Source organism: Paenibacillus sp. Soil750, from assembly GCF_001428045.1.
GTDB lineage: Bacteria > Bacillota > Bacilli > Paenibacillales > NBRC-103111 > Paenibacillus_E > Paenibacillus_E allorhizoplanae.
Genome location: NZ_LMSD01000001.1, coordinates 386,979 through 408,418 on the forward strand (window position 1 = coordinate 386,979; position 21,440 = coordinate 408,418).

Below are 21,440 nucleotides of genomic sequence, written 5' to 3' on the forward strand. Positions count from 1 at the left end.
TCTATCAGACTTGGGTGCGCTTACAAGATTTCTTGCTCAAATCTATACAGGATTCTGAGCATATCCGAGGGTTTACGGGCATAACTTTGAAAACAGATGATGTAATTTTCACATGTGCTATACAAGTTTTGAGGATCTATTGAACTTTCTTATTTTGTGAAATCCTCTTGACAAGATACGAGATGTATCATAAATTGAAAGCAGAATTAAAGCGAAATGTCATAAAACATAACATGATCAGGAGTGGTGCTCTTTTATGGAAAAAGATAAGCCAGTTACACTTGAGATTAAAGATGTTTTAAGACATTTGGGACTGGATTTGCAACAGTTTCTGTTGTGGAAAGAAGGCCAGTCGAAGAAACCCCTCCAAGCTAATCCCAACAATGCTCCCCTCACTCCCGAGCGATAACAAACATCGCATCGCGTCCAAACAATCCCCTATAAACTCATTTACGTACGCCACACTAGTCGCACATGGAAGTCAGCACCTGTTGTAGTCAGGCTCAAGATGATACATATCGTAACATTAAGGAGGGGAATAGATGACTACATCGTTTGCTGAAGGATCAGAAATGGTTTTGAGATACCCTTGTTATGGTTTGATGAATATTAAACAGATTGATGGGCGAATGCTGGAATCCAAGTATACGCCGTTCAAAGTGATCGACATTAGTCCTTCGCAAATGGGCTTCACTTCTTATTTAAGTCTACCCATAAATGAAAATGTGATTTGGTGTTTCCAATTTAAGTTTCATAACGAAGACATATCGTTAAGCGGGGTGCTTCGTGAAAGAAGCCAGTTAGAGAATGGCTATGTCTATGCCGTGGAGTGGTTGGAGGAAGAAACCCCGACAGGGGCCATTGTGCTCCAAACTCTCCGTTATTGGGAGCATCAATTTAAGAATGAATTTGAGAAAGCCGTGCGTGGTTATCTCAATGCCATGGAGCTGACCAATAAGACAACAATGGATGTTTCATGCTGATTGATACACATTGTCATATCTTACCTGGTATGGATGATGGCGCTAGAACATGGGATGAAGCAATCGAAATGGCTCAATTTGCTTTCAGTGAAGGTATTCATACCATCGTGGCCACGCCTCACCATGGTGATGGAAGACACGACAATATTGCAGAGAAGGTTGATCTTGCTGTTCAAGAGCTGAATGATGAGCTTGAGACGCGTCGTATTCCCGTTCGTATCCTTCCAGGCCAAGAAGTTAGAGTCTCTAAGGGACTTCTTCTTGACTTGGATGCAGGATGCATTCGAACACTGAATCATAGCCAGTATGTCTTGCTTGAGCTGCCTCCAACAGGTATTCCTAGTTATTTTGACGAGGTCTTGTATGAATTGCACGTACTTGGTTTAACAGTTATCCTCGCACATCCGGAAAGGCAGCTTGATTTTATAGTAAATCCCCGCTTGCTTCACAGCTACGTGGAACAGGGATGCCTGTGCCAGATTACTTCGCAGTCCTTGATGGGACGATTTGGTCGCAAAATACAAAAGTTCGCCATGTATGTGTGCAAATCGCAATTAGCTCATTTGATCGCTTCGGATGCGCATAATTTGGCCAGTAGGAGGAGTAATTTAGCAGAAGCTTTTTCGTATTTGGAAAAGGTTCAGGGTCGTAAAGCTCTGGAGAGGTATTCCATTAACGCGGCATGTGTCATACGAAATGAGACGATCGTGACGGAGACCATTCCATATAAACGGAGGTTGTGGTCTCTACCATTACATTAACTATTGGAGGTCACAATGGAAATTGAACTCAGACAATATTTGACCATTGTTCAAAAAAAGATAGGGTTGATTGCAAGCATTGTGCTCTTGGCAAGTGTAGTGACTGGGCTTGTGAGCTACTATTTGATAGCTCCCCTGTATGAAGCGAGTTCTAAGATCATCGTCAATAAATCGTCGGACATTCAAGGAAGGGATAATCTCGATTACGATTCCATACGGACGAATGCGTTGTTGATTAAGACCTATAAGGAAATTATTCTAACCCCTGCCATCCTCGATAATGTGGTTGCGAAGTATCCAGAGCTTGGTGTGACAAGCGCTGAGCTCATGGACATGATTCTTGTGAGTTCAACGGTGGATACGCAAGTGATGACCATATCAATTAGAAGTTTATCAGCAGAGAAGGCAGCTAAGACAGTGAATGCCGTCTCCGAAGTATTCAAGAATACAATACCTTCGATTATGAAGGTAGATAATGTTGTTATTTTGAATGAAGCAAAGCCCGAGGATAATCAAGGTCCTGTTTCACCCCATATGATCATGAATGTGGCGATCGCATTCGTCCTGTCCCTCATGTTTGCTGTTGGCCTCGTGTTCCTCTTAGATTATTTGGATGATTCCATCCAGTCGGAAGTCGACATTGAACAATATCTTGGCTTACCTACACTTGCAACCATTTCTAGAGTAAAGCCAGAAGACATGCTAAGCAAAGCTCCTTCTAAATCACATAGAAAGGTAGGCGATACGGTATATGCGAACGCTAATCAATAGGCATCAGCTCATTACGGAATTGCATCCTAAATCTCATGTGTCCGAATCTTATCGAACCTTAAGAACGAACATTCAGTTTTCATCCATTGACCGCATCATGAAGACGATTCTAGTTACATCGGCGCAGCCTGGAGAAGGGAAATCAACAACAGCTGCGAACTTATCCGTTGCCTACGCACAAGAGGGGAAGAAGGTACTTATTGTTGATGCTGATTTACGTAAGCCAACCATTCATCATTATTTTGGTGTGTCGAATCGGTATGGTTTGACTAGCGCCATTGTGAATCGAACTCAATTTGATGAGTTTATCAGTGAGACGTCGATTGAGAATTTATCTCTGATTACCTCTGGTCCCATTCCTCCAAACCCATCTGAATTGCTAATGTCACAGAAAATGACCGCTTTCCTGGAAGAAATGACAGCCAGATTTGATGTCATCATTATTGATTCACCGCCAACATTAGCAGTGGCAGACGCACAAATTTTAGCAACCAAATGTGATGGTGTTGTCATGGTCATTAGTGATGGGAAAGTCAAACGAGATATGGCAAGAAAGGCTATTCATAACTTAGAAAGGGTTCAGGCAAAGATTCTAGGTGTCGTCCTCAACAACAAACGTCATAGGAAAAGTGACGCTGCCTATTATTACTATTATGGAGATAAGGAATAACTAGTTAAAAGATCGAGTCGTGTTGTTTTCATCAAGAAGACAGCATGCCTGGTTTTTTTAAAACCAACAAAAGAAGCTAAATAGAGAAGAGATATTAGGAGGAGTATTGGATGGAGAGAACAGTAAGGAAAGCAATTATTCCTGCAGCTGGTTTAGGGACCCGATTTTTACCCGCAACGAAAGCGATGCCGAAAGAAATGCTGCCCATTGTCGATAAGCCGACCATTCAATACATCGTTGAAGAAGCTGTTGAATCAGGAATTGAAGACATCATCATTGTGACGGGGAAAGGAAAGCGCGCCATCGAGGACCATTTCGACAATGCCTTTGAATTAGAATACAGCTTAGCGGAGAAAGGCAAGTTGGAGCTTCTTGAGGAAATTCTGAGGCCGGCCAAAGTAGACATTCATTATATTCGTCAAAAGGAAGCGAAAGGACTTGGTCATGCCGTTTGGTGTGCGCGTCGCTTTATTGGTAACGAGCCCTTCGCTGTGTTGCTAGGTGATGATATTGTAACTGCGGACGTACCTTGCTTGAAACAATTGATGAATCAATATGAACGAACGCAATGCTCCGTAATTGGCGTGCAGCCTGTTTCTGAGGAAGAAACCAAACGTTATGGCATCATTGATCCTGTGAATAGGAATGGGAAATTGTATCAAGTTCGCAATCTTGTGGAAAAACCACAACCAGGGACTGCGCCTTCCAAGCTTGCCATTATGGGACGCTACATTCTTACGCCAGAAATATTTGAATTTCTCGACCTTCAGGAACGTGGTGCAGGAGGAGAGATCCAACTGACGGATGCCATTTCGAAACTGAATGAGATACAGAATGTGTATGCCTATCATTTTAATGGGATTAGGTATGATGTGGGTGAAAAGCTCGGGTTTATCCTTACTTCGTTAGATTTCGCTCTTCGGAACAATGAGCTTAGGGTGCCACTGTTACAGGCGCTCAATGAAGTGCTGAAACGTGAAAAGTCACCTCGCGCGATTGGTTAGGAGGGAAACCAATGTCTAAATTATCCAACGATTCATCGGTGATCGAAGCAAACCAATACTATCCTAGAACGAGATGGAAAAACGCAGATAGCTCCATGGTTTACTATTTAATTGCTAAACGAGTATTGGATATTATAGGTGCATGTTTTGGACTTCTTTGTTGCTTGCCCTTGTTCATTGTGCTGGCTATTCGTATGAAGTTAGAAGATCCGAAGGGATCCATATTCTTTTATCAGCAGCGAGTAGGTAAAGACGAGAAAGTATTCAACATGTACAAGTTTAGATCGATGGTATCGAATGCAGAAGAACTTCTTGCGGATCTACTCGATCAAAATGAAGTGGAAGGTCATATGTTTAAAATGAAAGAAGACCCCCGTATTACCAAAGTCGGGAAATTTATGCGAAAAACAAGTATGGATGAACTTCCACAATTATGGAATGTGTTGAAAGGGGATATGAGTTTAGTAGGGCCTAGACCGCCACTCCTTCGTGAGGTTGAGCAGTACAGCTCCTATCATAAGCAACGTTTGCAAGTTACTCCTGGGTGTACGGGGTTATGGCAGGTTAGTGGGAGGAACGATGTTGGATTTGAGGAAATGGTGGAATTGGATTTGACTTATATTCGTGAGCGGAAAATCTCATTTGAATTAAAAATCATTCTGAAAACATTTAGCGCCTTGCTCGGTTCTAAAAATGCTTATTAATTGAAGTCTGAATTCGTTCATTTGATTGATGATAACTGGGGATGTGCCGTGCATTGCCCAGTTATCCCCAAAAAGGAGAGAGCTTAGATGAAGATCTGTTTAGCTAGTTCCACTGGAGGACACTTGGGTGAATTGAAGAAGATCATTCCAGCAGTTGCTGAACATAACTACTTTATTATTACAGAGCAGAGCGAGATGAGTCGGACTCTGAAAAACCAAGAAAGGGTTTATTTCTTAGCACAGCAGGAAAGAAAAAATCTCTTTCTAATTCTTCATCTACTCCTTAATTTGTTAATGTCCTTGTATATCTTAGTCAAAGAGAGGCCTAAAGTAATAATAACTACCGGAGCGGGCGCTGTACTTGGACTCTGCTTGCTAGGGAAAATGTTCGGGTCGAAAATTGTGTACATTGAAAGCTTTGCTAAAGTGTATACATCGAGTGTAACCGGTAGGTTCATTTATAAAATTGCAGATCAATTTTATATTCAATGGGAGCAATTAAGAGACGTTTATCCGGAAGGGACGTACAGGGGGAGCTTATATTGATCCTTATAACGGTAGGTACGCAGAGATTTCAATTCAATCGCTTATTACGTGCAGTAGATCTATTAGTAGAAGAAGGCGTATTGACAGATTCCGTTATCGCCCAGATTGGATATTCGGATTATAAGCCCAGGCATTATCCGTATTCCGACTTTTACGAACTAGATGACATAGCTAAATTAACCAAAGAGTGCGACGTATGCATTACGCATGGTGGAATCGGATCTATTCTCAATGCGCTCAATTGTGGGAAAAAAGTTATTGTTATGCCTAGAAAAAAGATATTAGGCGAACATGTAGATGATCATCAATCCGAAATTTCATCTGCTTTTCAAGAAAAAGGATACATTCAGGTTGCAGAAAACGTGGATCAATTAAGGCTTCTTGTTTCGGAGATCGATCATCTGCACTTCAACACATACATACAAGAGGAATCCAACCTCCTTTACGCAATTAAGGCATATATCCAAACCTTAGGATAGGAGGGGAGCCAGATGAAATCCAAGATACTTGTGGTAGGTTCATCGTTAAAGGATATGGGTGGAATCGTTACGGTCATAAGAAATATTGAGCAATCGAATCTCACGGAAAGCTATGAGCTAACTAGAGTGGAAACTTACATTACAGGGAGCGTACTAGCACGATTGCACATTTTCATAGTAGGTCTAATTCGCTATCTATATCAATTGTTTTGGAATCGGCCAGATATCGTTCATATTCATATGTCCAATGGAGGGAGCTTTTACAGGAAATCCATGATGGTGATGATTGGTAAAATAGTCAGAGTTCCCATCATCCTGCACATACATGCAGCAAGCTTCGATGATTTTTATAATCACAATTGGTTTCAAAAGAGATATTGTCAGTTCATCCTAAATCGCGTTGATTTATTAGTGGTTTTATCGCAAGAATGGAAAAAATATTTCTCTACCATTGTTCCACATAGGAAAATAGAGATTCTTTATAACGGGGTTTTTAAAATGGAGGAGCAAGTTAGCCGGACGAATTCTACACCCACTTGTCTTTTCCTAGGGAGATTGGGAGAGCGAAAGGGAGTATATGATCTGCTTCTAGCCATTAAAAAATTGAAAGAAAAAGAAGTTAAAAGTAAGTTCTTATTAGCTGGTGATGGCGAAATTACGGAAGTGAAACAACTACTAAAAGACTATCAAATCGAGGATATGGTTGAAGTGCTAGGTTGGATTAACGTACATGAGAAGGAAGAATTGCTAAGAAAAGCAGATATGCTAGTGCTGCCCTCCTACCATGAAGGGTTGCCAATGGCCATCTTAGAAGCTATGAATTTTTCATTGCCGGTTATTTCAACTTACGTAGGAGGAATACCTGAGCTTATCCAACATGGGGAAAATGGTTATCTCAATGAGCCCGGTGACATCGAGGGACTAACGAAATCACTGGAAATTCTAATTCACGACCAGAACACGATTGTTACAATGGGAGAGAAGAACAGGACATTGATTCATAATCAATTCGATATCAATATGCTGATGAAAGAATTATCACACATGTATCAAAGGCTTATTTTAAAATGACAAATAGCATCTAAAAGGAATGATTCATAATGAGCCTAACGATGAGAGGTATCTTGTGCTTTTTCTTATTTATGTTTGCCCAGGATCTAATAACCATCAATATGAACAGCACGTTAGGCAGCTATTTATCTTACATGGACGAATTCTTCATTATAGGAAGCATAGGTATCATTATGGTTAAATCAAATTTTAGAATTAAGAAAAGTACATTGATCTTGTCGTTAGTTACGATAGGGGTGCTGTTTTTTGGACTGCTGTCAAGTACCATTCATCAAGTGCCAATAAGTACAACGGTAGCAGGTGGATTATTAACGATTAAAGGGTTTTTATTATTTTTTATTTTTAAAAACCTAACGATGAACGAAAATAATATTCGGCAACTGATACGTTTTTTTAAGGTTCTTGGTGGGTTGGCAGCTGTTTTTGCGCTTGTTGATCTCTTATTCCATGAGCAGTTTCGAAATTTCTTGCATACGAATAATCTGTTAGATGCGAGATCTAATTTAGTAAGTGTGCAATCATTTTTTATTCATCCAGGTACATATGGCTGGTTTATGGTATTTGTAGGTCTGTACTATTTATCGCATTATCTCGTTCACAAACCCAAAAAATCACTCATCTATACGATTGTTTTCTTTATACTTGCGTTTCTTTCGCTGCGATTTAAGGTGTTGCTGGCAATAGCCGTTATCTTAACTTTAGTTGCCATGAAGAAACGCATCTATACGGCAGCACTTGCGTGCGTAGGCATCATCATCTACTTGTTTTTTGGAGACATGATAAACAATCTGACCATGTTAACCATAGACAGATACATTTCCGTAGATTATATGGACTCGGCTCGTAAAGCCTTGTATCACACGGGATTTACAATTGGCCTTCATGATTTTCCGCTAGGGGAAGGATTCGGGAGATTCGGGAGTTGGATCGCTAGAGTGGACTACAGTCCTGTTTATTATGAATATGGTTTGCAAAGTGTATACGGTTTGAGCCCTGATGATCCGAAGTGGGCAACCGATACGTACTGGCCATCGATTATTGGTGAGGTTGGCATTCTGGGAACCATCCTATTTATTTCTTTCTTTATCTACGTCATGAGAGGGATTTATGTGAAATTACATGATGCAGGAGTTAGCAAGAATGGGAAAGTATTTCTCCTCTTTTCTTTATTTATCATCATTCAGAGCTTGGTAGAATCGTTAGGGGAGCAAATATTTAATGGCTCTCCACAGTATATTTTTATTTTTGCGGTCATGGGCATGGCAGCCTCTCAAGTTGAAAAAGGAGATCACTTACTAAATAGTCAGGCGAGCGTACAACTCTATGCCAAAAGGAAGTATTCCTATGACTCGAGTACTGTTTAAAACGGGGCTAGTCTTATTTTTGATCACCATAGTAAGTAAGTTACTCGGATTTACAAGGGAGATATTGATAGCCAAAAATTACGGGACTTCTTCACTGGCAGATGCTTATTACGTTGCGTTAACGCCAACTATGTTAGCTATCACATTCTCCTTTACACTTAGCAGCGTGTTTCTTCCCTTATTCGTTAATTTTGCTTCGGATAAAAGAAAATCGAATCTATTTACGAACAATGTGTTATTCCTGTTTTTGGCTATTTTTATTGTGGCTTATACGTTGGTAATCGTATTTACACAACATTTTATTCATCTACTTGCGCCTGGCTTAACAGAGGAAGCGGAAGCCATGGCCATAACGCTAGTGAGAATATTATTCCCTCTCGTATTTATTGTCATCGCCATTCAGATCTATACCTTAATGTTGAATACATTTCATGATTATATGGCTTCAGCAGCTAGCATCCTCCCCAATAACCTCATTATTATTGCCTATCTTTGGTTATTCGCAGATAAGTACGGGATTGTTGGCGTTGCCGTTATAACGCTGGTCTCCTATGTCCTACAACTTGTCATACTTTACTTACTGATTAAAGGTCATCAATATAAAGTCGTCAGAAATGTGGAGCTTTGGAGTTCAAACTCTAAGACATTCTTGCTATTGCTCTATCCGATCATGATTAGCTCTGGCTTCACGCAATTTAATTCCGTCGTAGACCGGATATTGGCTTCAGGCATCTCTGAGGGAGCAATTGCTGCTCTGTCCTATGCCTTTAATTTAAGGGGGATAGCGACCGGCATCTGTATTACCCCCGTAATTACACTTACGTTCCCTGAACTATCACGGCTTTCACATAACCAAGATTACGAGAAAGTTAGTACACTAACGCACAATAGTTTGTTTTCACTGTTCATTCTCTTAATGCCTCTAACCGTCATATTCATGTCTTTTAGTCATGTCATCGTCCAAACACTTTTAGAAAGAGGAAGTTTTGATGCGCAAGCCACGGCAATGACTTCAGCTATTTTTTGGGCCTACTCCATAGGGATCATTGCCATTGGGTTCAGAGAGGTCACATTGAGAGCTTTCTATAGTTACGGAGATACGAAAACACCGACCTATATTATGATTTCTGGCACATTGGTGAACATTGTTCTCAGTTTCATTTTAGTGAAAACGATGGGTATCATAGGGCTCGGGTTATCAGCAAGTATGGCATTTATCGTCACAGCTGTTATTACGGCTATCTTACTAAAAAAGAAAAAAGATTTCGTGTGGTCGAAAGATTTTATCCGAAAAATGATTAAACTCTCTGTGGCCATGGGAGGATGCGGATTAGCCATCTATTTGCTAAAGCTGGTTCATTTGTTCGGAAGCTTATTCGTAATGAATACATTTTACACGGTTATTGGATTGAGCTTATACACGCTGTTAGCCTACTTCACTTTTATTGCTCTATTACTTGTCATGAAAGAAGATGACCTTATCGTCTTCATGAAAAAGCTAATCTTTCATAGGAAAAAGGAGATGAAGCTAGGATGAATATCTTAATTATTAATGCCCATTCCTCCAAGAATAAAGGAGATGCAGGAATTGTACTTTCGATGATTGATGCGATCAAAAAACACAATATCGATTGCAGTATTCGCATTCATAGTAGATTCCCAGAGATAGATAATGAATTTTATGAAGAACAGGTTACTTCTTGTGTAGATAATGTTTCGATTGACCCCGATACTTCGAAAATAGAAAAGATTGGATCGGTATTGAGGCTGCTGCCTTATTTGAAGAACCTAAGAAAAATAAAGTCAGATGATTATGAATGGGCGGATGTGGTGGTCAGTTGTGGAGGAGGATTTTTACTTTCACACAGATTTAGTGTCGCGCTTATGCAGCATTTGGTTCAGATTAAAACCGCTTTTAACTACGGCAAGCCAGTTGTTATTTATTCGCAATCCATTGGCCCTTTTTATAATACCTATATGCAAAAGTTGGCGAAGGAGATTCTCGATCAGGTAGATCGCATTTTTCTGAGAGAAGCTGTTTCCAAACGATGGCTTGAGAAAATCGGGTGTAGGAACGAAAACGTGGTATTAGTGCCTGATTCCGCCTTTTCTATGCAGGAAGTTAGTTCTCCACGGATAGATAGCATGATGGAGAGAATCAAGGAGTCACATGAAGGGCCTATTATTGGGTTCACGGTTAGGGATTGGAATTTTCCAGAGATGAAGGATACGCAAGCTTATCGGTCCAAGTATATTGCAAGTATCCGATATGCGATTCAGTATATTCATCAGGCCTATAAGGGGAAGGTATTGTTAATGCCTCAAGTGCTGGGGCCTAATGCCTTTAATGATGATAGAATCATCAGCAGAGAAGTGCTAGAAGGAGTAGACACTCGTATTGCTGAATTGTTGGAGTTTGATTTCCACCCCCGGGAATTAAAATATTTATATTCTAAAATGGATATGTTTGTTGGGACTAGAATGCACTCCAATATTTTTGCTCTCTCCAATCATATACCCACTGTCGCCATCAATTATGAACATAAAACGAGAGGCATTATGGAAATGCTTGGTTTACATGACTTTGTGGTAGATATCTCCGATATTGAACCCGAGTCTTTCATACAGATGATCCATCATTGTTGGCAAAATAGGCAGGAATTAAGGGTTAAACTTGCGAAAGAAATTCCGCTTGTTGTGGAAGAAGCAGAGTTGCCAGCCCAAATTCTTAAAGTTCTATAAATGAGCCTAACCAAATGGATATATAAAGGGGTGAGATGCCTTGATTGCCTATCTAAGAGCTGACATTCATCGTTATGTAAAAGTAGGAAACCATGTTAGTTTATTATCGAAAATGAAAATGCTATTTCTGCATGAGCCTATGTGGTATCTCATCATCTATCGAGCAGGGAGTTATGTGAAAGATCATTTTAGGATTCCAGTTATTAAACAATTGTTATATTTCATTCTGTTTATCCTTCATAAATTCGTTTCAATTGTGATGGGCATTCAAATTCCGCTCGGAACCAAAATTGGCAAAGGGGTCTATTTGCCTCATTACGGCACGATCGTGGTTCATCGGGATACCATCATCGGTGAGAATTGCAATATTGGACAAGGAGTTACAATCGGGATTGCCGGCAGAGGGGAGAAGAAAGGAGTGCCACAAATAGGAAATAAGGTTTATATCGCACCTGGCGCCAAAATTATTGGAAAAATAGTTGTTGGTAATAATGTGATGATTGGTGCGAATTCGGTCGTAACGAAAGATGTGCCTGATAACGCCGTTGTTGCAGGTGTGCCAGCCAAAATTATTAGTTACAAGGGATGGGAATAGACTCGAAAAAACACGCGCTCTTGATAAAAGAGGGCGTGTTTTCTTCATTTTCTAGTTCAATAAATGCTTGAACGCGCTGTAATCAATCTTTTGCTTTTCGAGAAAACTCGTCAAGCTCCGATAGTCTCGTTTCGGCGTTGCAAGTATGTAACCTTCGATACAGTGTTCTCGTGTGACCTCATTCGCATTGGCCTCTAAAGCTACTTGTCCGATACGCGCGGCGATGGAATGCTTGGCAATATCACGGAACGCTGTCGGGACAGGTGATACTAATTGGTCGAGAAATGCTTTGGAATCCGCTGTCCATAGATGTCGAGACGTGTCCACATAATGATTTTGCCAATCGAGTTTGGACTTGCCGTCCTCTTTGGGAAGGACCTTAATAAACTTGCGGAACATGAAGAACCCGCCGATGGACATGAATGCAAGCAACACGCATACCCAGAAAATGATGAAATACATAAAGAAATCATTTGCCATTTATTTGTCACCTCACTAATTGTCTTCAATAAAGATAGTAAGAATTATACCTTATTTCTAGATTTCTTGCGACAATACGAGTAAAATAGGAGGGTAGCAGCTACTAATAAAGGAGTTATGAACTATGCCGAAAATTGGATCACACGTTTCCTTCTCAGATAAAGGCTTACTAAATGCAGCAGAAGAAGCCGTTTCCTACGGATCATCCACGTTTATGATATACACGGGCGCACCGCAAAATACGCGCCGTAAACCGATCGAAGAGCAGTATATTGAAGAAGGCAAAGCTGTAATGGACAAGCATGCGATGAATGAAATCGTTGTTCATGCACCTTACATTATCAACTTGGGTTCTTATAAGGAAGATACTTTCGAGCTTGCCGTACGTTTCCTTCAAGAAGAAATCCGCCGGACGGATTACATTGGCGTTCGCAATATCGTGCTTCATCCAGGTGCTTATACGGACAAGGATGCAGACTATGGGATTGCTAGAATTGCTGATGGCTTGAATGAAGTACTCTCTGGGGTTAAAGATACGAACGTTAATATCGCTTTGGAAACCATGGCTGGCAAAGGGACCGAAATTGGCCGCAGCTTTGAAGAAATCGCGGAAATCATGGAGCGCGTAGAGTTCAACAATAAGTTGACGGTATGTATGGATACTTGCCATATTCACGATGCTGGGTATGATATCGTGAATGATTTGGACGGCGTACTGCATCATTTTGATCGTACGATCGGCCTTGAGAAGCTCGGTGTCATACATTTGAATGACAGTAAGAATGCGCGCGGGGCGGCCAAGGATCGCCACGCACCGCTAGGTTCAGGGTGGATTGGCTTTGAAGCGATGAACAACATTGCGAACCATGAGAAGCTGCAACATTTGCCAATGATCTTAGAGACACCTTGGATTGGAAAAGAAGACAAAACACAACGTCCGATGTATGAAGCGGAAATTGCGTTGCTTTCCGGAAACTTAAGTGGTCGTTTTGGCGGCGAGTTCCTGGATCAAGTGGAGCGAATTGACTTTTTGATGAACAAAAAAGATATTCACTACCGTGACTTCGTTCTTAAAACATGGGAATTGCTCAAGAATGATGCCAAAGCGAAGAAAGCGGATGGACGTGAGCCGCTGGAACGTTTATATGATATTCTTCATGAGGAACGCCTTTTCGCTGATCTAAGCGAAGAACAAATCAATCAACGATTGATTGTCTGGCTTGCTGGAAATGACATCTTGAAGAAGGCTTAAGTTTCACATAGACAGAAATTGCTAGGGGGATACAGATGGAAGCGGGAACCACGAACAGCTCAACTCGCCGGGAGAGCGAATTGATGAATAGAGCAAGAATGCTAATTTCTTGCCCGGATCAACCGGGTATTGTAGCAGCCGTATCGCAATTTCTATTTGAATATGGTGCGAACATTGTGCAATCGGATCAGTACACGATGGATCCAGAGGGTGGCATGTTTTTCATCCGAATTGAATTCGATTTAGCGGAATTGGCGAGTCGCGTAGAGACATTAAGAGCGGATTTCTCCACTCTTGCTGAGAAGTTCTCGATGGATTGGAGCCTTTCCCTGGCAAGTCAGAAGAAGCGGATTGCGATCTTCGTTTCGAAGGAAGACCATGCCTTGCTCGAACTATTATGGCATTGGCGTGCAGGAGATCTCAAAGCGGATATTGCGATGGTAATCTCTAACCACAATGATATGCGTTCTCTAGTGGAGCCCTTCGGGATTCCATTTCATCACATTCCAGTTACCGCGGCAACCAAAGCAGAGGCGGAACAGCGCCAGCTTGAGGTTATTGGTGATGGCGTCGATGCGATTGTACTTGCTCGCTATATGCAGATCGTTTCCCCTTCATTTATCCAAAATTACGCAAATCGCATCATCAATATTCATCACTCCTTCTTACCTGCTTTTGTAGGCGGTAAGCCTTATGCGCAAGCGCATAACCGCGGAGTTAAGATTATTGGTGCGACAGCGCATTATGTGACGGACGAGCTAGACGCCGGACCAATTATTGAGCAGGACGTCCAGCGGGTAAGTCATCGGGATAATGTTGAGGATTTGAAAAGAATTGGTCGTCACATCGAACGAATCGTTCTTGCACGTGCAGTAGCTTGGCATGTTGAGGATCGCATTATCGTCCACAATAATAAAACGGTTGTTTTTAACTAGTGTAAAGCAGGTTGTGCCCAGTTATGGGTACAGCCTATTTATATATAGGCGAGAAGTATAACGTTTTAACGGGTTATTGTGGCAAAGCCTTAAAGCAAATGGTACAATAATGCAAGCGAGTAAAGTCACTTGTATGTACAAGTTAATTGGCTGATGAAAATACAGAATTGATGGAGGTAAATATCGAATGACAGCATCAAACAAAACAATTGAACAATTAGCCGTCGACACGATCCGTACTCTCGGTATCGACGCGGTTGAGAAAGCCAAATCAGGCCACCCAGGTATGGTAATGGGAGCTGCACCAATGGCATACGTGCTGTGGAAACAGCATATGAAACACAATCCTTCGAATCCTAAATGGGTAAACCGTGACCGTTTCGTTCTATCTGCAGGACACGGATCCATGCTTCTATATAGCTTGCTTCACCTATGTGGCTATGATCTGCCAATGGAAGAGATCAAGAACTTCCGCCAATGGGGAAGCAAAACCCCTGGTCACCCAGAGTATGGTCACACGGCAGGTGTTGATGCAACGACAGGTCCACTTGGACAAGGCGTTGGTATGGCTGTCGGTATGGCGATGGCTGAAGCTCACTTGAGAGAGACTTACAACAAAGAAAACTTCCCAGTTATCGATCATTACACGTACGCAATTTGCGGCGATGGCGATATGATGGAGGGTGTTTCCTCTGAAGCGGTTTCCCTTGCAGCTCATTTGAAATTGGGTAAATTGATCATGATGTACGATTCCAATGATATTTCGCTTGATGGCGAATTGAATATGGCGTTCTCTGAAAACGTGCAAGCACGTTTCGAAGCTTACGGCTGGCAAGTTATTCGCGTAGAAGAGCAGAATGACCTTGCAGCAATCTCCAAGGCGATTGCTGAAGCGAAGGCTGATACAACTCGTCCTACGTTGATTGAAGTGAAAACGACAATCGGTTTCGGTTCCCCGAACAAAGGTGGTAAAGGTGGTCACGTTGGACCTCACGGTTCCCCACTTGGCGGCGACGAAGTGAAATTGACGAAACAAGCGTATGGCTGGCCGGAAGAGCCGGATTTCCTTGTTCCGGATGAAGTTCGTGCACACTATGCTGAAATTGGGCAAGAAGGTGCTGCTGCTGAAGAAGCTTGGAGCAACCTGTTGAACGATTACATCAAAGCGTACCCAGAGCTTGGCAACCAATTCAGCGCTGCAGTGAATGGTGAGCTTCCAGCTGGTTGGGATGCTGATCTTCCTAAATACACAACAGAAGACAAGCCTATGGCTACGCGTGTTGCTTCTGGTAATGCGATCAATGCCGTTGCAGGTAAATTGCCGCAATTAATCGGGGGTTCCGCAGATCTAGCGAGCTCGAACAACACAATGATCAAAGGCGAAGCCAACTACAGCGCTAGCAACTATGCTGGTCGCAACGTATGGTTCGGTGTTCGTGAGTTCGGTATGGGTACAGCAATGAATGGTATGGCGCTTCATGGCGGTGTTAAAGTATACGGAGCAACATTCTTCGTATTCTCCGACTACCTGCGTGCTTCCATCCGTCTTGCAGCACTTATGCAGCTTCCTGTTATTTATGTTCTAACGCATGATAGTATCGCTGTTGGTGAAGATGGACCGACGCATGAGCCGATCGAGCAATTGCCGGCACTTCGCGTTATTCCAGGCATCACAGTCATCCGTCCTGCTGATGGTAACGAAACGTCTGAAGCTTGGCGTTATGCGATTGCAGAAGCGAAAGGTCCAGTTGCGCTTGTCTTGACTCGTCAAAACTTGCCGATCCTTCCAGGTACGGTTGAAGGAGCTAAAGCAAACCTAAGCAAAGGCGGATACGTGGTATCTGACGCTGCAAACGGTCAACCGGATGCACAAATCCTAGCAACTGGTTCCGAAGTACAACTGGCTGTAGCTGCTCAGAAATTGCTGCAAGCCGAAGGCATCAACGTTCGCGTTGTCAGCTTACCGAGCTTGGAACTATTCGAGAAGCAATCCAAAGAATACAAAGATTCCGTTATCTTACCAGGCGTGAAGAAGCGTCTTGCTGTTGAGATGGCGTACCCACTTGGCTGGGAGCGTTATACAGGCGACGAGGGTTCAATCCTAGGAATCTCCACTTTCGGCGCATCCGCACCAGGGGATACCGTTCTTAGAGAATACGGCTTCTCACCAGAGAACGTTGCAGCACGCGTGAAAGCTTTGTTGGGTTAATATAATGGCAGGGGCTCAGCTTGTCTGGGCCTCGGCTTGCATTTATTCATAGCCATTTTAGAGGGGGAACTATTAATCATGTCCAGCTTTGAAAATGTAACCGTACTTACGAAAGCCAACGTTTATTTCGATGGAAAAGTAACAAGCCGCACTGTGCAATTCGCAGACGGCACGAAAAAGACACTAGGCATCCTGCTTCCAGGTGAATATGAATTCGGAACAGATGTGAAAGAAATCATGGAAATTCAAGCTGGTGAGCTGAACGTATTGCTTCCAGGCAGCACAGAGTGGATTACAATCAGTGGTCAAGGTGAGTTCACCGTGCCTGCTAACGCAAAATTCAAGCTCGAAGTGAAAACAGTGAGCGACTATATCTGTTCGTATATTGCTGAGTAATCACGCGGCGCGTCGAATGCTTTAAAGACAAAAACCATACATCGTAATTGAACATTATGTTCAATGGATGTATGTTTTTTTTATTTGGAAGACCAGCTATACAAAGAGCGGATCTCCATCTGCAGCACCTCTTCGATGTCGGTCATGCGAATCCATAGTTGCTGGATTGAAGGGTACTCATCGAGTAGGAGCGTATGTCGTTGCTTTATTCGTGAGAGGCTGATCCCAAAAGATGCAGGACGTGCAGGATTGACGATGAGGTCTTCAATCAGCACGGTTATTCCGGCTTCTAGCTCGGGGATTTCTTCCATATGAAGCTGCTGAAAAGGAGCGCTTATCGGAATATAAAGGGTTGTCTTACTAAAGTCGAGTTCGTTAGGCTGAAAACGCAGCGCCATGATCGATGGTTGTATGCGCTCTTCATGAAAGTCATAAAAGACGGCTAGCTTGACGATCAGCCATTCCTCCTTTTCGCTGTAATTGCTCGAGCTTGTTCATGATGGCGCGGGTTGCGTCAGACCAGTTGGCTGAGTCGTACGTCCTCACTTGACTCTGTGAAAATTGTTGGTATTCATGATCCAGAATCCCTTGCAGGACGCGCCGCTGGATTTGTTCGATGCGTTCATTGGCAAGCCGATAGGTAACCTGAAACTCTTCAGAAAGAAAGGCGACCATTTCATTCTTTTGTTCAGGCAGCGATAGTTTCTTCAGCATGGAAATAGGAATAGCCGCGTAGAGCTGGAACGCTGATGCATCCTGCTCTTGCCAATCAACATAGCGATCAGGCATCACCATCTGGTTCCCGGAATGACGAAGTACATGACAAAGCTCATGCAGGAAGTCCTCCCACTGTTCTTTGACGGATAAGCGGCGGTCAACATTGATGCTGAACAGTCCATCTTTTTCTATGGCCATGCTGTTCATATCCATCGTGTAAACCCAAATATGCAGCTTAGCAGCCAAGTTCGTCATAGTGAGTTGAGCTGGTGATGTGATGCTAAGTTGACTATATAAAGCCTCTACCCATTGCTCAAGAGAGGTCGATTGGTAATGAGTGAACAGGTGAATACACCTCGCTTTAAGAATGTATGTTCGCTTATTTGTGGTAAAGAAAAGCCCGTCAGGGCTTAGCTTTACGTTATTAAAAGATTACCCAGATTACTGCTGGCTGTCAGGTGTTCGGTTCTGCTGCTGCTCCTTGATAAAGTTCCAGAAGCGGAGCATTTCGTCGCGGCGCTCTTTGGGAGCGTTTTTGAAGTCTTTAAAAAATAAGCTCACATCAGGGTCATCGACTTCGTCAAGACCGTCTCCAGATAAGCTATCGAGTGACTCCTCTTCCGTTGGAGCAAATCCAGCAAGCAGCAGAAGCTCGTCCTTCTCAGCTATACGAAGCGCATCTGCTAAGGCAATAACCGTTTCCCTTGAGGGATTGAAGCGGTTATTTTCTATGGAGTTAATAAATGAATAACTAACACCGGACCGTTCGCCAAGCTCTCTGAGGGAATAATTATTCATCTTTCGCAGATCCCGGATTCGGATGCCGAATTGCACCATATCTTTCATCGTTTGATCACCTGGTTCTATTGTAAATGGTGAGCGGTGCAAAAAACAAGGGGAGATCATCAAAAAGTTTTGAATATCAAAACTTTTTGTGTTGAAATTTTAAACAAGACAACGTATGATGTGTTTAGAATTTCAAAACGACAAATTTTAGGAGATGATCAAGGGATGGTAGAACGTATTTTGAATATAGAGCAAGTAGAGATTGATCGCCGAGCAACACGCAAAAGGGTGGAAAGTGTACTTGAAGCTGTGCGTATGTATCGAGCGATGGGGGATGTAAGAAAAGGAAATGAAGCTATTTCCGCTAGGAATCAATGGTTCAAAGTGGCGGAGCACACAGCTCCTTACCAGTCGGGATCAGATGAACACATGCGAGGTATATGTGAGGAAGTGGAGCAGGCCATATCTCGGCTGGACGAGCAAGAGCAGGGAATTATCCGGGAACGTTATTTAAAAAGGGACAAGACGTTCGACTTTCTGTTGTTTCATGAGCTTAATTTGAGTGAGCGTACGTATCGACGGATGAAGGCTAGAGCGATCGAGAAGCTAGCGTACATGCTGCGGTTGGAAGTGAAGCTCAACAAGGGTAACTAAGAGTTGGCCATTTATTGGCAGTTCACCTAAAATATGGCGTGGTATGATCGATGTGTAGCCAAGTTAGGGAGGTGATGTTGCTGAGAAGTTGCACAAGAAACCGTTCCGGCGGAGGTGTAAGGAGTGAAGATATGTTTTGAAAAGAAAAAAATGTTTTGAATTTCAAAACACCGAAAAGAAAGGAGCAACACATGAACAATTTTGGATTTAACCTGTTTTCAGACACGTTTGGAGTCGTTGTGACTTACACTTTAGGTGAGTGGAGTGAGATTATCAGTCTATTTTTTATGGCGATAACCGTCGAATATGTTACCGGCATTGCCGCCTCGATGAAAGAACAGCAAGGGTCTATCAGTCAATATGGGTTTTGGAGACTGGCGCGCAAAGGACTGATGCTGCTTGTCATTATGCTGGCTCATCGCATGGATATTCTCTTGGATACAGACCTCATGATGACAGGTGCTATCTATTTTTACTTGGCTAATGAGTTCATTTCGATTACGGAAAATTACGGACGTTTAGGTCTGCCTCTTCCTGTGTTTTTGAAGCAAATGATTCAAGTTTTGCGGAGCAAGGGGGAAGGTTTATGAACAAGGAAGCATTTATTGAGCAAATTGCGCCTGCCGCACAAGCAAATATGCTGGCATTTGGAATTTTAGCTAGTGTGACTACGGCCCAGGCTATTCTGGAAAGTGGTTGGGGGCTGCAGCAAGCAGGATATGCGACAGATCCACACTATGCGGACAAGCTAATTACAATTATTGAGGGAAGTGATCTGACACGTTTTGATCAAGTTGAAGAAGAAAGGGAGTATTTGATGAGTTCGGATGATGCCAATAAAATGATTAACTTTTTATCTGCTGCTTGGATGAGTACGGAGGATGTCGAAGCTAGTGAAGAGTTTCCACCGTCTAGCCAATGAGCTTCGTAAAGTGTCAAGCCAGATGTGAACCGCCTAATTGCAGTAGAATTCAAAAAGAACACCGCCACTTCCATTTAAGGAAAGAACGGTGTTCTATTTTCTATTAATAGTTCTTACACCGCACTTGCAATATGATCCTCAATATACTGCTCCAGCTTAATCCGTACATACGGCGGCAAGCCGGACAGCATACAACCATAGCGGAAACTGCGTCCTTCGGTCACGATGCGAATGACACGACCCGTGATCGGAGGTAATCCAGCTTCCTGAGGGAAGTGGATGACGACGAACATATCCGGCGCAAGCAGCACATTTGTTGTGATCTGAAGCCCGCTTTCGGATAAATCGAAAAGGGTTCCGTCAATATTTTGACCGGAGAAAGAACCTTCTTGCTCCCATTGGTAAATGGACAGCTTCAAGTTAATATCCAGCTGCACCCGTGTATTCTTACGACGTTCGCGACCAGACAGAGGCGAAGCCGGTTTTGACACTTCCGAAACAGGCTCACTAGGCTTAACAACCTCTTGTCCCATCCATTCCTCGTAGCACTTAATGACAGCGCTAAGATCTTCTTCACCTAAGCCTTTGCTTAGGCCGATCTGGAACAGATTGGTAGCGGATTGCAGCATTGGCGTCGGTAATTGAAATTTACCCGTTATTTCTTGCGCGAGCAGCAAATCTTTCAGCATCAGCTTCAAGGAGAATTGATTGCTGAAATCGCGATCGAGAATTTTATCGCCTTTGAGCTCGACTTGCTTGCTATTGGCTCCGCCAGAGCGGACGATTTCTAAGAATTGGCTAGGGTGAATCCCAGCTTTTGTTGCAATAGACAGGCCTTCGGCAAGTCCTGCAAGATTAATCCCGACCATCGTATTGTGAGCGAGCTTGGCATAGGAACCAGAACCGCTCGGCCCTAGGTAAAGAGCTTTGCTGCCAAGTACGTGGAACAATTCTTGCTGCTCCTCGAATACTTCTCGGCTGCCGCCAACCATGAACGTAAGCGTACCTGCTTCAGCAGCGGGCTTCGTACCTGTAACAGGCGCGTCGAGGAAGTCGACGAAATGCGCTGCGAGCTCTTCAGCGAGCTTTTGACTTGTTTGGGGAGATACGGTACTGGTGTCAATTATCGTGAGTGCCGGGTGGATACCGCTCAGAATACCCTGCTCACTGTAAAATGTTTCGAGAAGCGCAGCATCATTGCTGAGCATTGTAAATAGGACATCTGAGCTGCGAGCGACTTCCGCAGGTGTGAGGCCAACCTCAGCCCCCATTTGCCCAAGCTCGTCCGCTTTGCCAGCAGTACGATTATACACAGTTACCATAAACCCTTTTTGAATAAGGTTAGCAGCCATGGGTCTACCCATTGTGCCAAGTCCAATAAAGCCGATACGTTTCATGT

At 42.9% G+C, this 21,440-nt stretch carries 25 protein-coding genes and 1 pseudogene; 21 read left to right on the forward strand and 5 right to left on the reverse strand.

Annotation, left to right across the window (positions count from 1 at the left end):
* Window positions 1-256 precede the first annotated feature (256 nt).
* The 14 genes from ASL11_RS36250 to ASL11_RS01725 all read left to right on the forward strand — a co-directional run bounded on the left by ASL11_RS36250 (window position 257) and on the right by ASL11_RS01725 (window position 11,690).
* A complete protein-coding gene (locus tag ASL11_RS36250; protein WP_157256765.1) occupies window positions 257-409 on the forward strand; it encodes a hypothetical protein in 153 nt (50 codons plus the stop codon).
* Window positions 410-542: 133 nt separating this feature from the next.
* A complete protein-coding gene (locus ASL11_RS01665) occupies window positions 543-983 on the forward strand; it encodes a hypothetical protein (RefSeq protein WP_056608980.1) in 441 nt (146 codons plus the stop codon).
* Window positions 977-1,744, forward strand: coding sequence for a tyrosine-protein phosphatase (locus ASL11_RS01670; RefSeq protein ID WP_056608982.1), 768 nt, complete (start codon window positions 977-979; stop codon window positions 1,742-1,744). Before ASL11_RS01665 ends, ASL11_RS01670 begins: the two co-directional genes overlap by 7 nt.
* Window positions 1,745-1,759: 15 nt before the next feature.
* Complete coding sequence (locus tag ASL11_RS01675; protein ID WP_056608984.1) at window positions 1,760-2,515, forward strand: YveK family protein; 756 nt, start codon at window positions 1,760-1,762, stop codon at window positions 2,513-2,515.
* The gene (locus ASL11_RS01680) at window positions 2,496-3,185 is read left to right on the forward strand and encodes a CpsD/CapB family tyrosine-protein kinase (RefSeq protein ID WP_056608986.1); all 690 of its coding nucleotides are present in this window, start codon (window positions 2,496-2,498) and stop codon (window positions 3,183-3,185) included. Before ASL11_RS01675 ends, ASL11_RS01680 begins: the two co-directional genes overlap by 20 nt.
* Before the next feature lie 110 nt (window positions 3,186-3,295).
* On the forward strand, window positions 3,296-4,189 hold the full coding sequence (gene galU, locus ASL11_RS01685) for a UTP--glucose-1-phosphate uridylyltransferase GalU (protein WP_056608988.1): 894 nt from the start codon (window positions 3,296-3,298) through the stop codon (window positions 4,187-4,189).
* An 11-nt stretch (window positions 4,190-4,200) separates the two neighbouring features.
* Complete coding sequence (locus ASL11_RS01690; RefSeq protein ID WP_056608990.1) at window positions 4,201-4,893, forward strand: sugar transferase; 693 nt, start codon at window positions 4,201-4,203, stop codon at window positions 4,891-4,893.
* A gap of 87 nt (window positions 4,894-4,980) precedes the next feature.
* Window positions 4,981-5,439, forward strand: a complete 459-nt coding sequence (pssD, locus tag ASL11_RS01695) for a PssD/Cps14F family polysaccharide biosynthesis glycosyltransferase (protein ID WP_056608992.1) — start codon at window positions 4,981-4,983, stop codon at window positions 5,437-5,439.
* Window positions 5,436-5,918: a PssE/Cps14G family polysaccharide biosynthesis glycosyltransferase gene (pssE, locus tag ASL11_RS01700; protein WP_056608994.1), complete on the forward strand. Its 483-nt coding sequence runs from the start codon at window positions 5,436-5,438 to the stop codon at window positions 5,916-5,918. The genes pssD and pssE overlap by 4 nt, the downstream gene beginning before the upstream one ends.
* Window positions 5,919-5,930: 12 nt before the next feature.
* Window positions 5,931-6,989, forward strand: a complete 1,059-nt coding sequence (locus tag ASL11_RS01705; protein WP_056608996.1) for a glycosyltransferase family 4 protein — start codon at window positions 5,931-5,933, stop codon at window positions 6,987-6,989.
* Window positions 6,990-7,018: 29 nt separating this feature from the next.
* Window positions 7,019-8,353 (forward strand): hypothetical protein, encoded by a 1,335-nt coding sequence (locus ASL11_RS01710; RefSeq protein ID WP_056608998.1) that lies wholly within the window; start codon window positions 7,019-7,021, stop codon window positions 8,351-8,353.
* Complete coding sequence (murJ, locus tag ASL11_RS01715) at window positions 8,334-9,890, forward strand: murein biosynthesis integral membrane protein MurJ (RefSeq protein WP_056609000.1); 1,557 nt, start codon at window positions 8,334-8,336, stop codon at window positions 9,888-9,890. Before ASL11_RS01710 ends, murJ begins: the two co-directional genes overlap by 20 nt.
* Window positions 9,887-11,095, forward strand: coding sequence for a polysaccharide pyruvyl transferase family protein (locus tag ASL11_RS01720; RefSeq protein ID WP_056609002.1), 1,209 nt, complete (start codon window positions 9,887-9,889; stop codon window positions 11,093-11,095). Before murJ ends, ASL11_RS01720 begins: the two co-directional genes overlap by 4 nt.
* Window positions 11,096-11,135: 40 nt before the next feature.
* Window positions 11,136-11,690, forward strand: coding sequence for a serine O-acetyltransferase (locus ASL11_RS01725; RefSeq protein ID WP_056609004.1), 555 nt, complete (start codon window positions 11,136-11,138; stop codon window positions 11,688-11,690).
* A 51-nt stretch (window positions 11,691-11,741) separates the two neighbouring features.
* On the opposite strand, the gene ASL11_RS01730 is transcribed toward ASL11_RS01725, so the two are convergent.
* A complete protein-coding gene (locus ASL11_RS01730) occupies window positions 11,742-12,170 on the reverse strand; it encodes a DUF2621 domain-containing protein (RefSeq protein ID WP_056609006.1) in 429 nt (142 codons plus the stop codon).
* 124 nt (window positions 12,171-12,294) lie between these two features.
* On the opposite strand from ASL11_RS01730, the gene ASL11_RS01735 reads away from it, so the two are divergent.
* The 4 genes from ASL11_RS01735 (at window position 12,295) to ppnP (ending at window position 16,962) form a co-directional block, all read left to right on the forward strand.
* Entirely contained in the window at window positions 12,295-13,422 is a 1,128-nt protein-coding gene (locus ASL11_RS01735; protein WP_056609008.1) for a deoxyribonuclease IV, read from the forward strand.
* A 35-nt stretch (window positions 13,423-13,457) separates the two neighbouring features.
* A complete protein-coding gene (purU, locus tag ASL11_RS01740; protein ID WP_056609010.1) occupies window positions 13,458-14,357 on the forward strand; it encodes a formyltetrahydrofolate deformylase in 900 nt (299 codons plus the stop codon).
* Window positions 14,358-14,544: 187 nt separating this feature from the next.
* Window positions 14,545-16,566 (forward strand): transketolase, encoded by a 2,022-nt coding sequence (gene tkt / locus ASL11_RS01745; RefSeq protein WP_056609013.1) that lies wholly within the window; start codon window positions 14,545-14,547, stop codon window positions 16,564-16,566.
* Between the two features lie 78 nt (window positions 16,567-16,644).
* Window positions 16,645-16,962, forward strand: a complete 318-nt coding sequence (gene ppnP / locus ASL11_RS01750; protein WP_056609015.1) for a pyrimidine/purine nucleoside phosphorylase — start codon at window positions 16,645-16,647, stop codon at window positions 16,960-16,962.
* A gap of 80 nt (window positions 16,963-17,042) precedes the next feature.
* Here ppnP and ASL11_RS01755 read toward each other — a convergent pair whose 3' ends face one another.
* The 3 genes from ASL11_RS01755 to ASL11_RS01765 all read right to left on the reverse strand — a co-directional run bounded on the left by ASL11_RS01755 (window position 17,043) and on the right by ASL11_RS01765 (window position 18,525).
* A complete protein-coding gene (locus ASL11_RS01755) occupies window positions 17,043-17,360 on the reverse strand; it encodes a hypothetical protein (protein WP_056609017.1) in 318 nt (105 codons plus the stop codon).
* 31 nt (window positions 17,361-17,391) lie between these two features.
* Complete coding sequence (locus tag ASL11_RS01760) at window positions 17,392-17,934, reverse strand: ImmA/IrrE family metallo-endopeptidase (RefSeq protein WP_082595199.1); 543 nt, start codon at window positions 17,932-17,934, stop codon at window positions 17,392-17,394.
* A 186-nt stretch (window positions 17,935-18,120) separates the two neighbouring features.
* Entirely contained in the window at window positions 18,121-18,525 is a 405-nt protein-coding gene (locus tag ASL11_RS01765) for a helix-turn-helix domain-containing protein (protein ID WP_056609022.1), read from the reverse strand.
* Window positions 18,526-18,690: 165 nt separating this feature from the next.
* On the opposite strand from ASL11_RS01765, the gene ASL11_RS01770 reads away from it, so the two are divergent.
* The 3 genes and pseudogenes from ASL11_RS01770 to ASL11_RS38085 form a co-directional block, all read left to right on the forward strand.
* Window positions 18,691-19,119 carry an ArpU family phage packaging/lysis transcriptional regulator gene (locus ASL11_RS01770; protein ID WP_056609024.1) on the forward strand — a complete coding sequence of 143 codons (429 nt, stop codon included), beginning with the start codon at window positions 18,691-18,693 and terminating at the stop codon, window positions 19,117-19,119.
* Window positions 19,120-19,310: 191 nt separating this feature from the next.
* Window positions 19,311-19,709: a phage holin family protein gene (locus ASL11_RS01775; RefSeq protein ID WP_056609026.1), complete on the forward strand. Its 399-nt coding sequence runs from the start codon at window positions 19,311-19,313 to the stop codon at window positions 19,707-19,709.
* Between the two features lie 5 nt (window positions 19,710-19,714).
* Window positions 19,715-19,822 (forward strand): annotated as a pseudogene (locus tag ASL11_RS38085) (glucosaminidase domain-containing protein); the annotation flags it as partial.
* 332 nt (window positions 19,823-20,154) lie between these two features.
* On the opposite strand, the gene ASL11_RS01785 reads toward ASL11_RS38085, so the two are convergent.
* On the reverse strand, window positions 20,155-21,438 hold the full coding sequence (locus ASL11_RS01785; RefSeq protein WP_056609030.1) for an NAD(P)-binding domain-containing protein: 1,284 nt from the start codon (window positions 21,436-21,438) through the stop codon (window positions 20,155-20,157).
* Window positions 21,439-21,440: the final 2 nt, after the last annotated feature.

Coding starts and splice junctions, on each gene's coding strand:
- ASL11_RS01770 (WP_056609024.1), top strand. CDS start 18,691: ATGGTAGAACGTATTTTGAATATAGAGCAAGTAGAGATTGATCGCCGA.
- purU (WP_056609010.1), top strand. CDS start 13,458: ATGGAAGCGGGAACCACGAACAGCTCAACTCGCCGGGAGAGCGAATTG.
- ASL11_RS01760 (WP_082595199.1), bottom strand. CDS start 17,934: ATGACGAACTTGGCTGCTAAGCTGCATATTTGGGTTTACACGATGGAT.
- ASL11_RS01690 (WP_056608990.1), top strand. CDS start 4,201: ATGTCTAAATTATCCAACGATTCATCGGTGATCGAAGCAAACCAATAC.
- ASL11_RS01665 (WP_056608980.1), top strand. CDS start 543: ATGACTACATCGTTTGCTGAAGGATCAGAAATGGTTTTGAGATACCCT.
- ASL11_RS01720 (WP_056609002.1), top strand. CDS start 9,887: ATGAATATCTTAATTATTAATGCCCATTCCTCCAAGAATAAAGGAGAT.
- murJ (WP_056609000.1), top strand. CDS start 8,334: ATGACTCGAGTACTGTTTAAAACGGGGCTAGTCTTATTTTTGATCACC.
- ASL11_RS01675 (WP_056608984.1), top strand. CDS start 1,760: ATGGAAATTGAACTCAGACAATATTTGACCATTGTTCAAAAAAAGATA.
- ASL11_RS01705 (WP_056608996.1), top strand. CDS start 5,931: ATGAAATCCAAGATACTTGTGGTAGGTTCATCGTTAAAGGATATGGGT.
- ASL11_RS01755 (WP_056609017.1), bottom strand. CDS start 17,360: ATGGCGCTGCGTTTTCAGCCTAACGAACTCGACTTTAGTAAGACAACC.
- ASL11_RS01765 (WP_056609022.1), bottom strand. CDS start 18,525: ATGAAAGATATGGTGCAATTCGGCATCCGAATCCGGGATCTGCGAAAG.
- galU (WP_056608988.1), top strand. CDS start 3,296: ATGGAGAGAACAGTAAGGAAAGCAATTATTCCTGCAGCTGGTTTAGGG.
- ASL11_RS01710 (WP_056608998.1), top strand. CDS start 7,019: ATGAGCCTAACGATGAGAGGTATCTTGTGCTTTTTCTTATTTATGTTT.
- ASL11_RS01730 (WP_056609006.1), bottom strand. CDS start 12,170: ATGGCAAATGATTTCTTTATGTATTTCATCATTTTCTGGGTATGCGTG.
- ASL11_RS01735 (WP_056609008.1), top strand. CDS start 12,295: ATGCCGAAAATTGGATCACACGTTTCCTTCTCAGATAAAGGCTTACTA.
- ASL11_RS01785 (WP_056609030.1), bottom strand. CDS start 21,438: ATGAAACGTATCGGCTTTATTGGACTTGGCACAATGGGTAGACCCATG.
- ASL11_RS01775 (WP_056609026.1), top strand. CDS start 19,311: ATGAACAATTTTGGATTTAACCTGTTTTCAGACACGTTTGGAGTCGTT.
- pssD (WP_056608992.1), top strand. CDS start 4,981: ATGAAGATCTGTTTAGCTAGTTCCACTGGAGGACACTTGGGTGAATTG.
- ASL11_RS36250 (WP_157256765.1), top strand. CDS start 257: ATGGAAAAAGATAAGCCAGTTACACTTGAGATTAAAGATGTTTTAAGA.
- ASL11_RS01670 (WP_056608982.1), top strand. CDS start 977: ATGCTGATTGATACACATTGTCATATCTTACCTGGTATGGATGATGGC.
- ppnP (WP_056609015.1), top strand. CDS start 16,645: ATGTCCAGCTTTGAAAATGTAACCGTACTTACGAAAGCCAACGTTTAT.
- tkt (WP_056609013.1), top strand. CDS start 14,545: ATGACAGCATCAAACAAAACAATTGAACAATTAGCCGTCGACACGATC.
- ASL11_RS01680 (WP_056608986.1), top strand. CDS start 2,496: ATGCGAACGCTAATCAATAGGCATCAGCTCATTACGGAATTGCATCCT.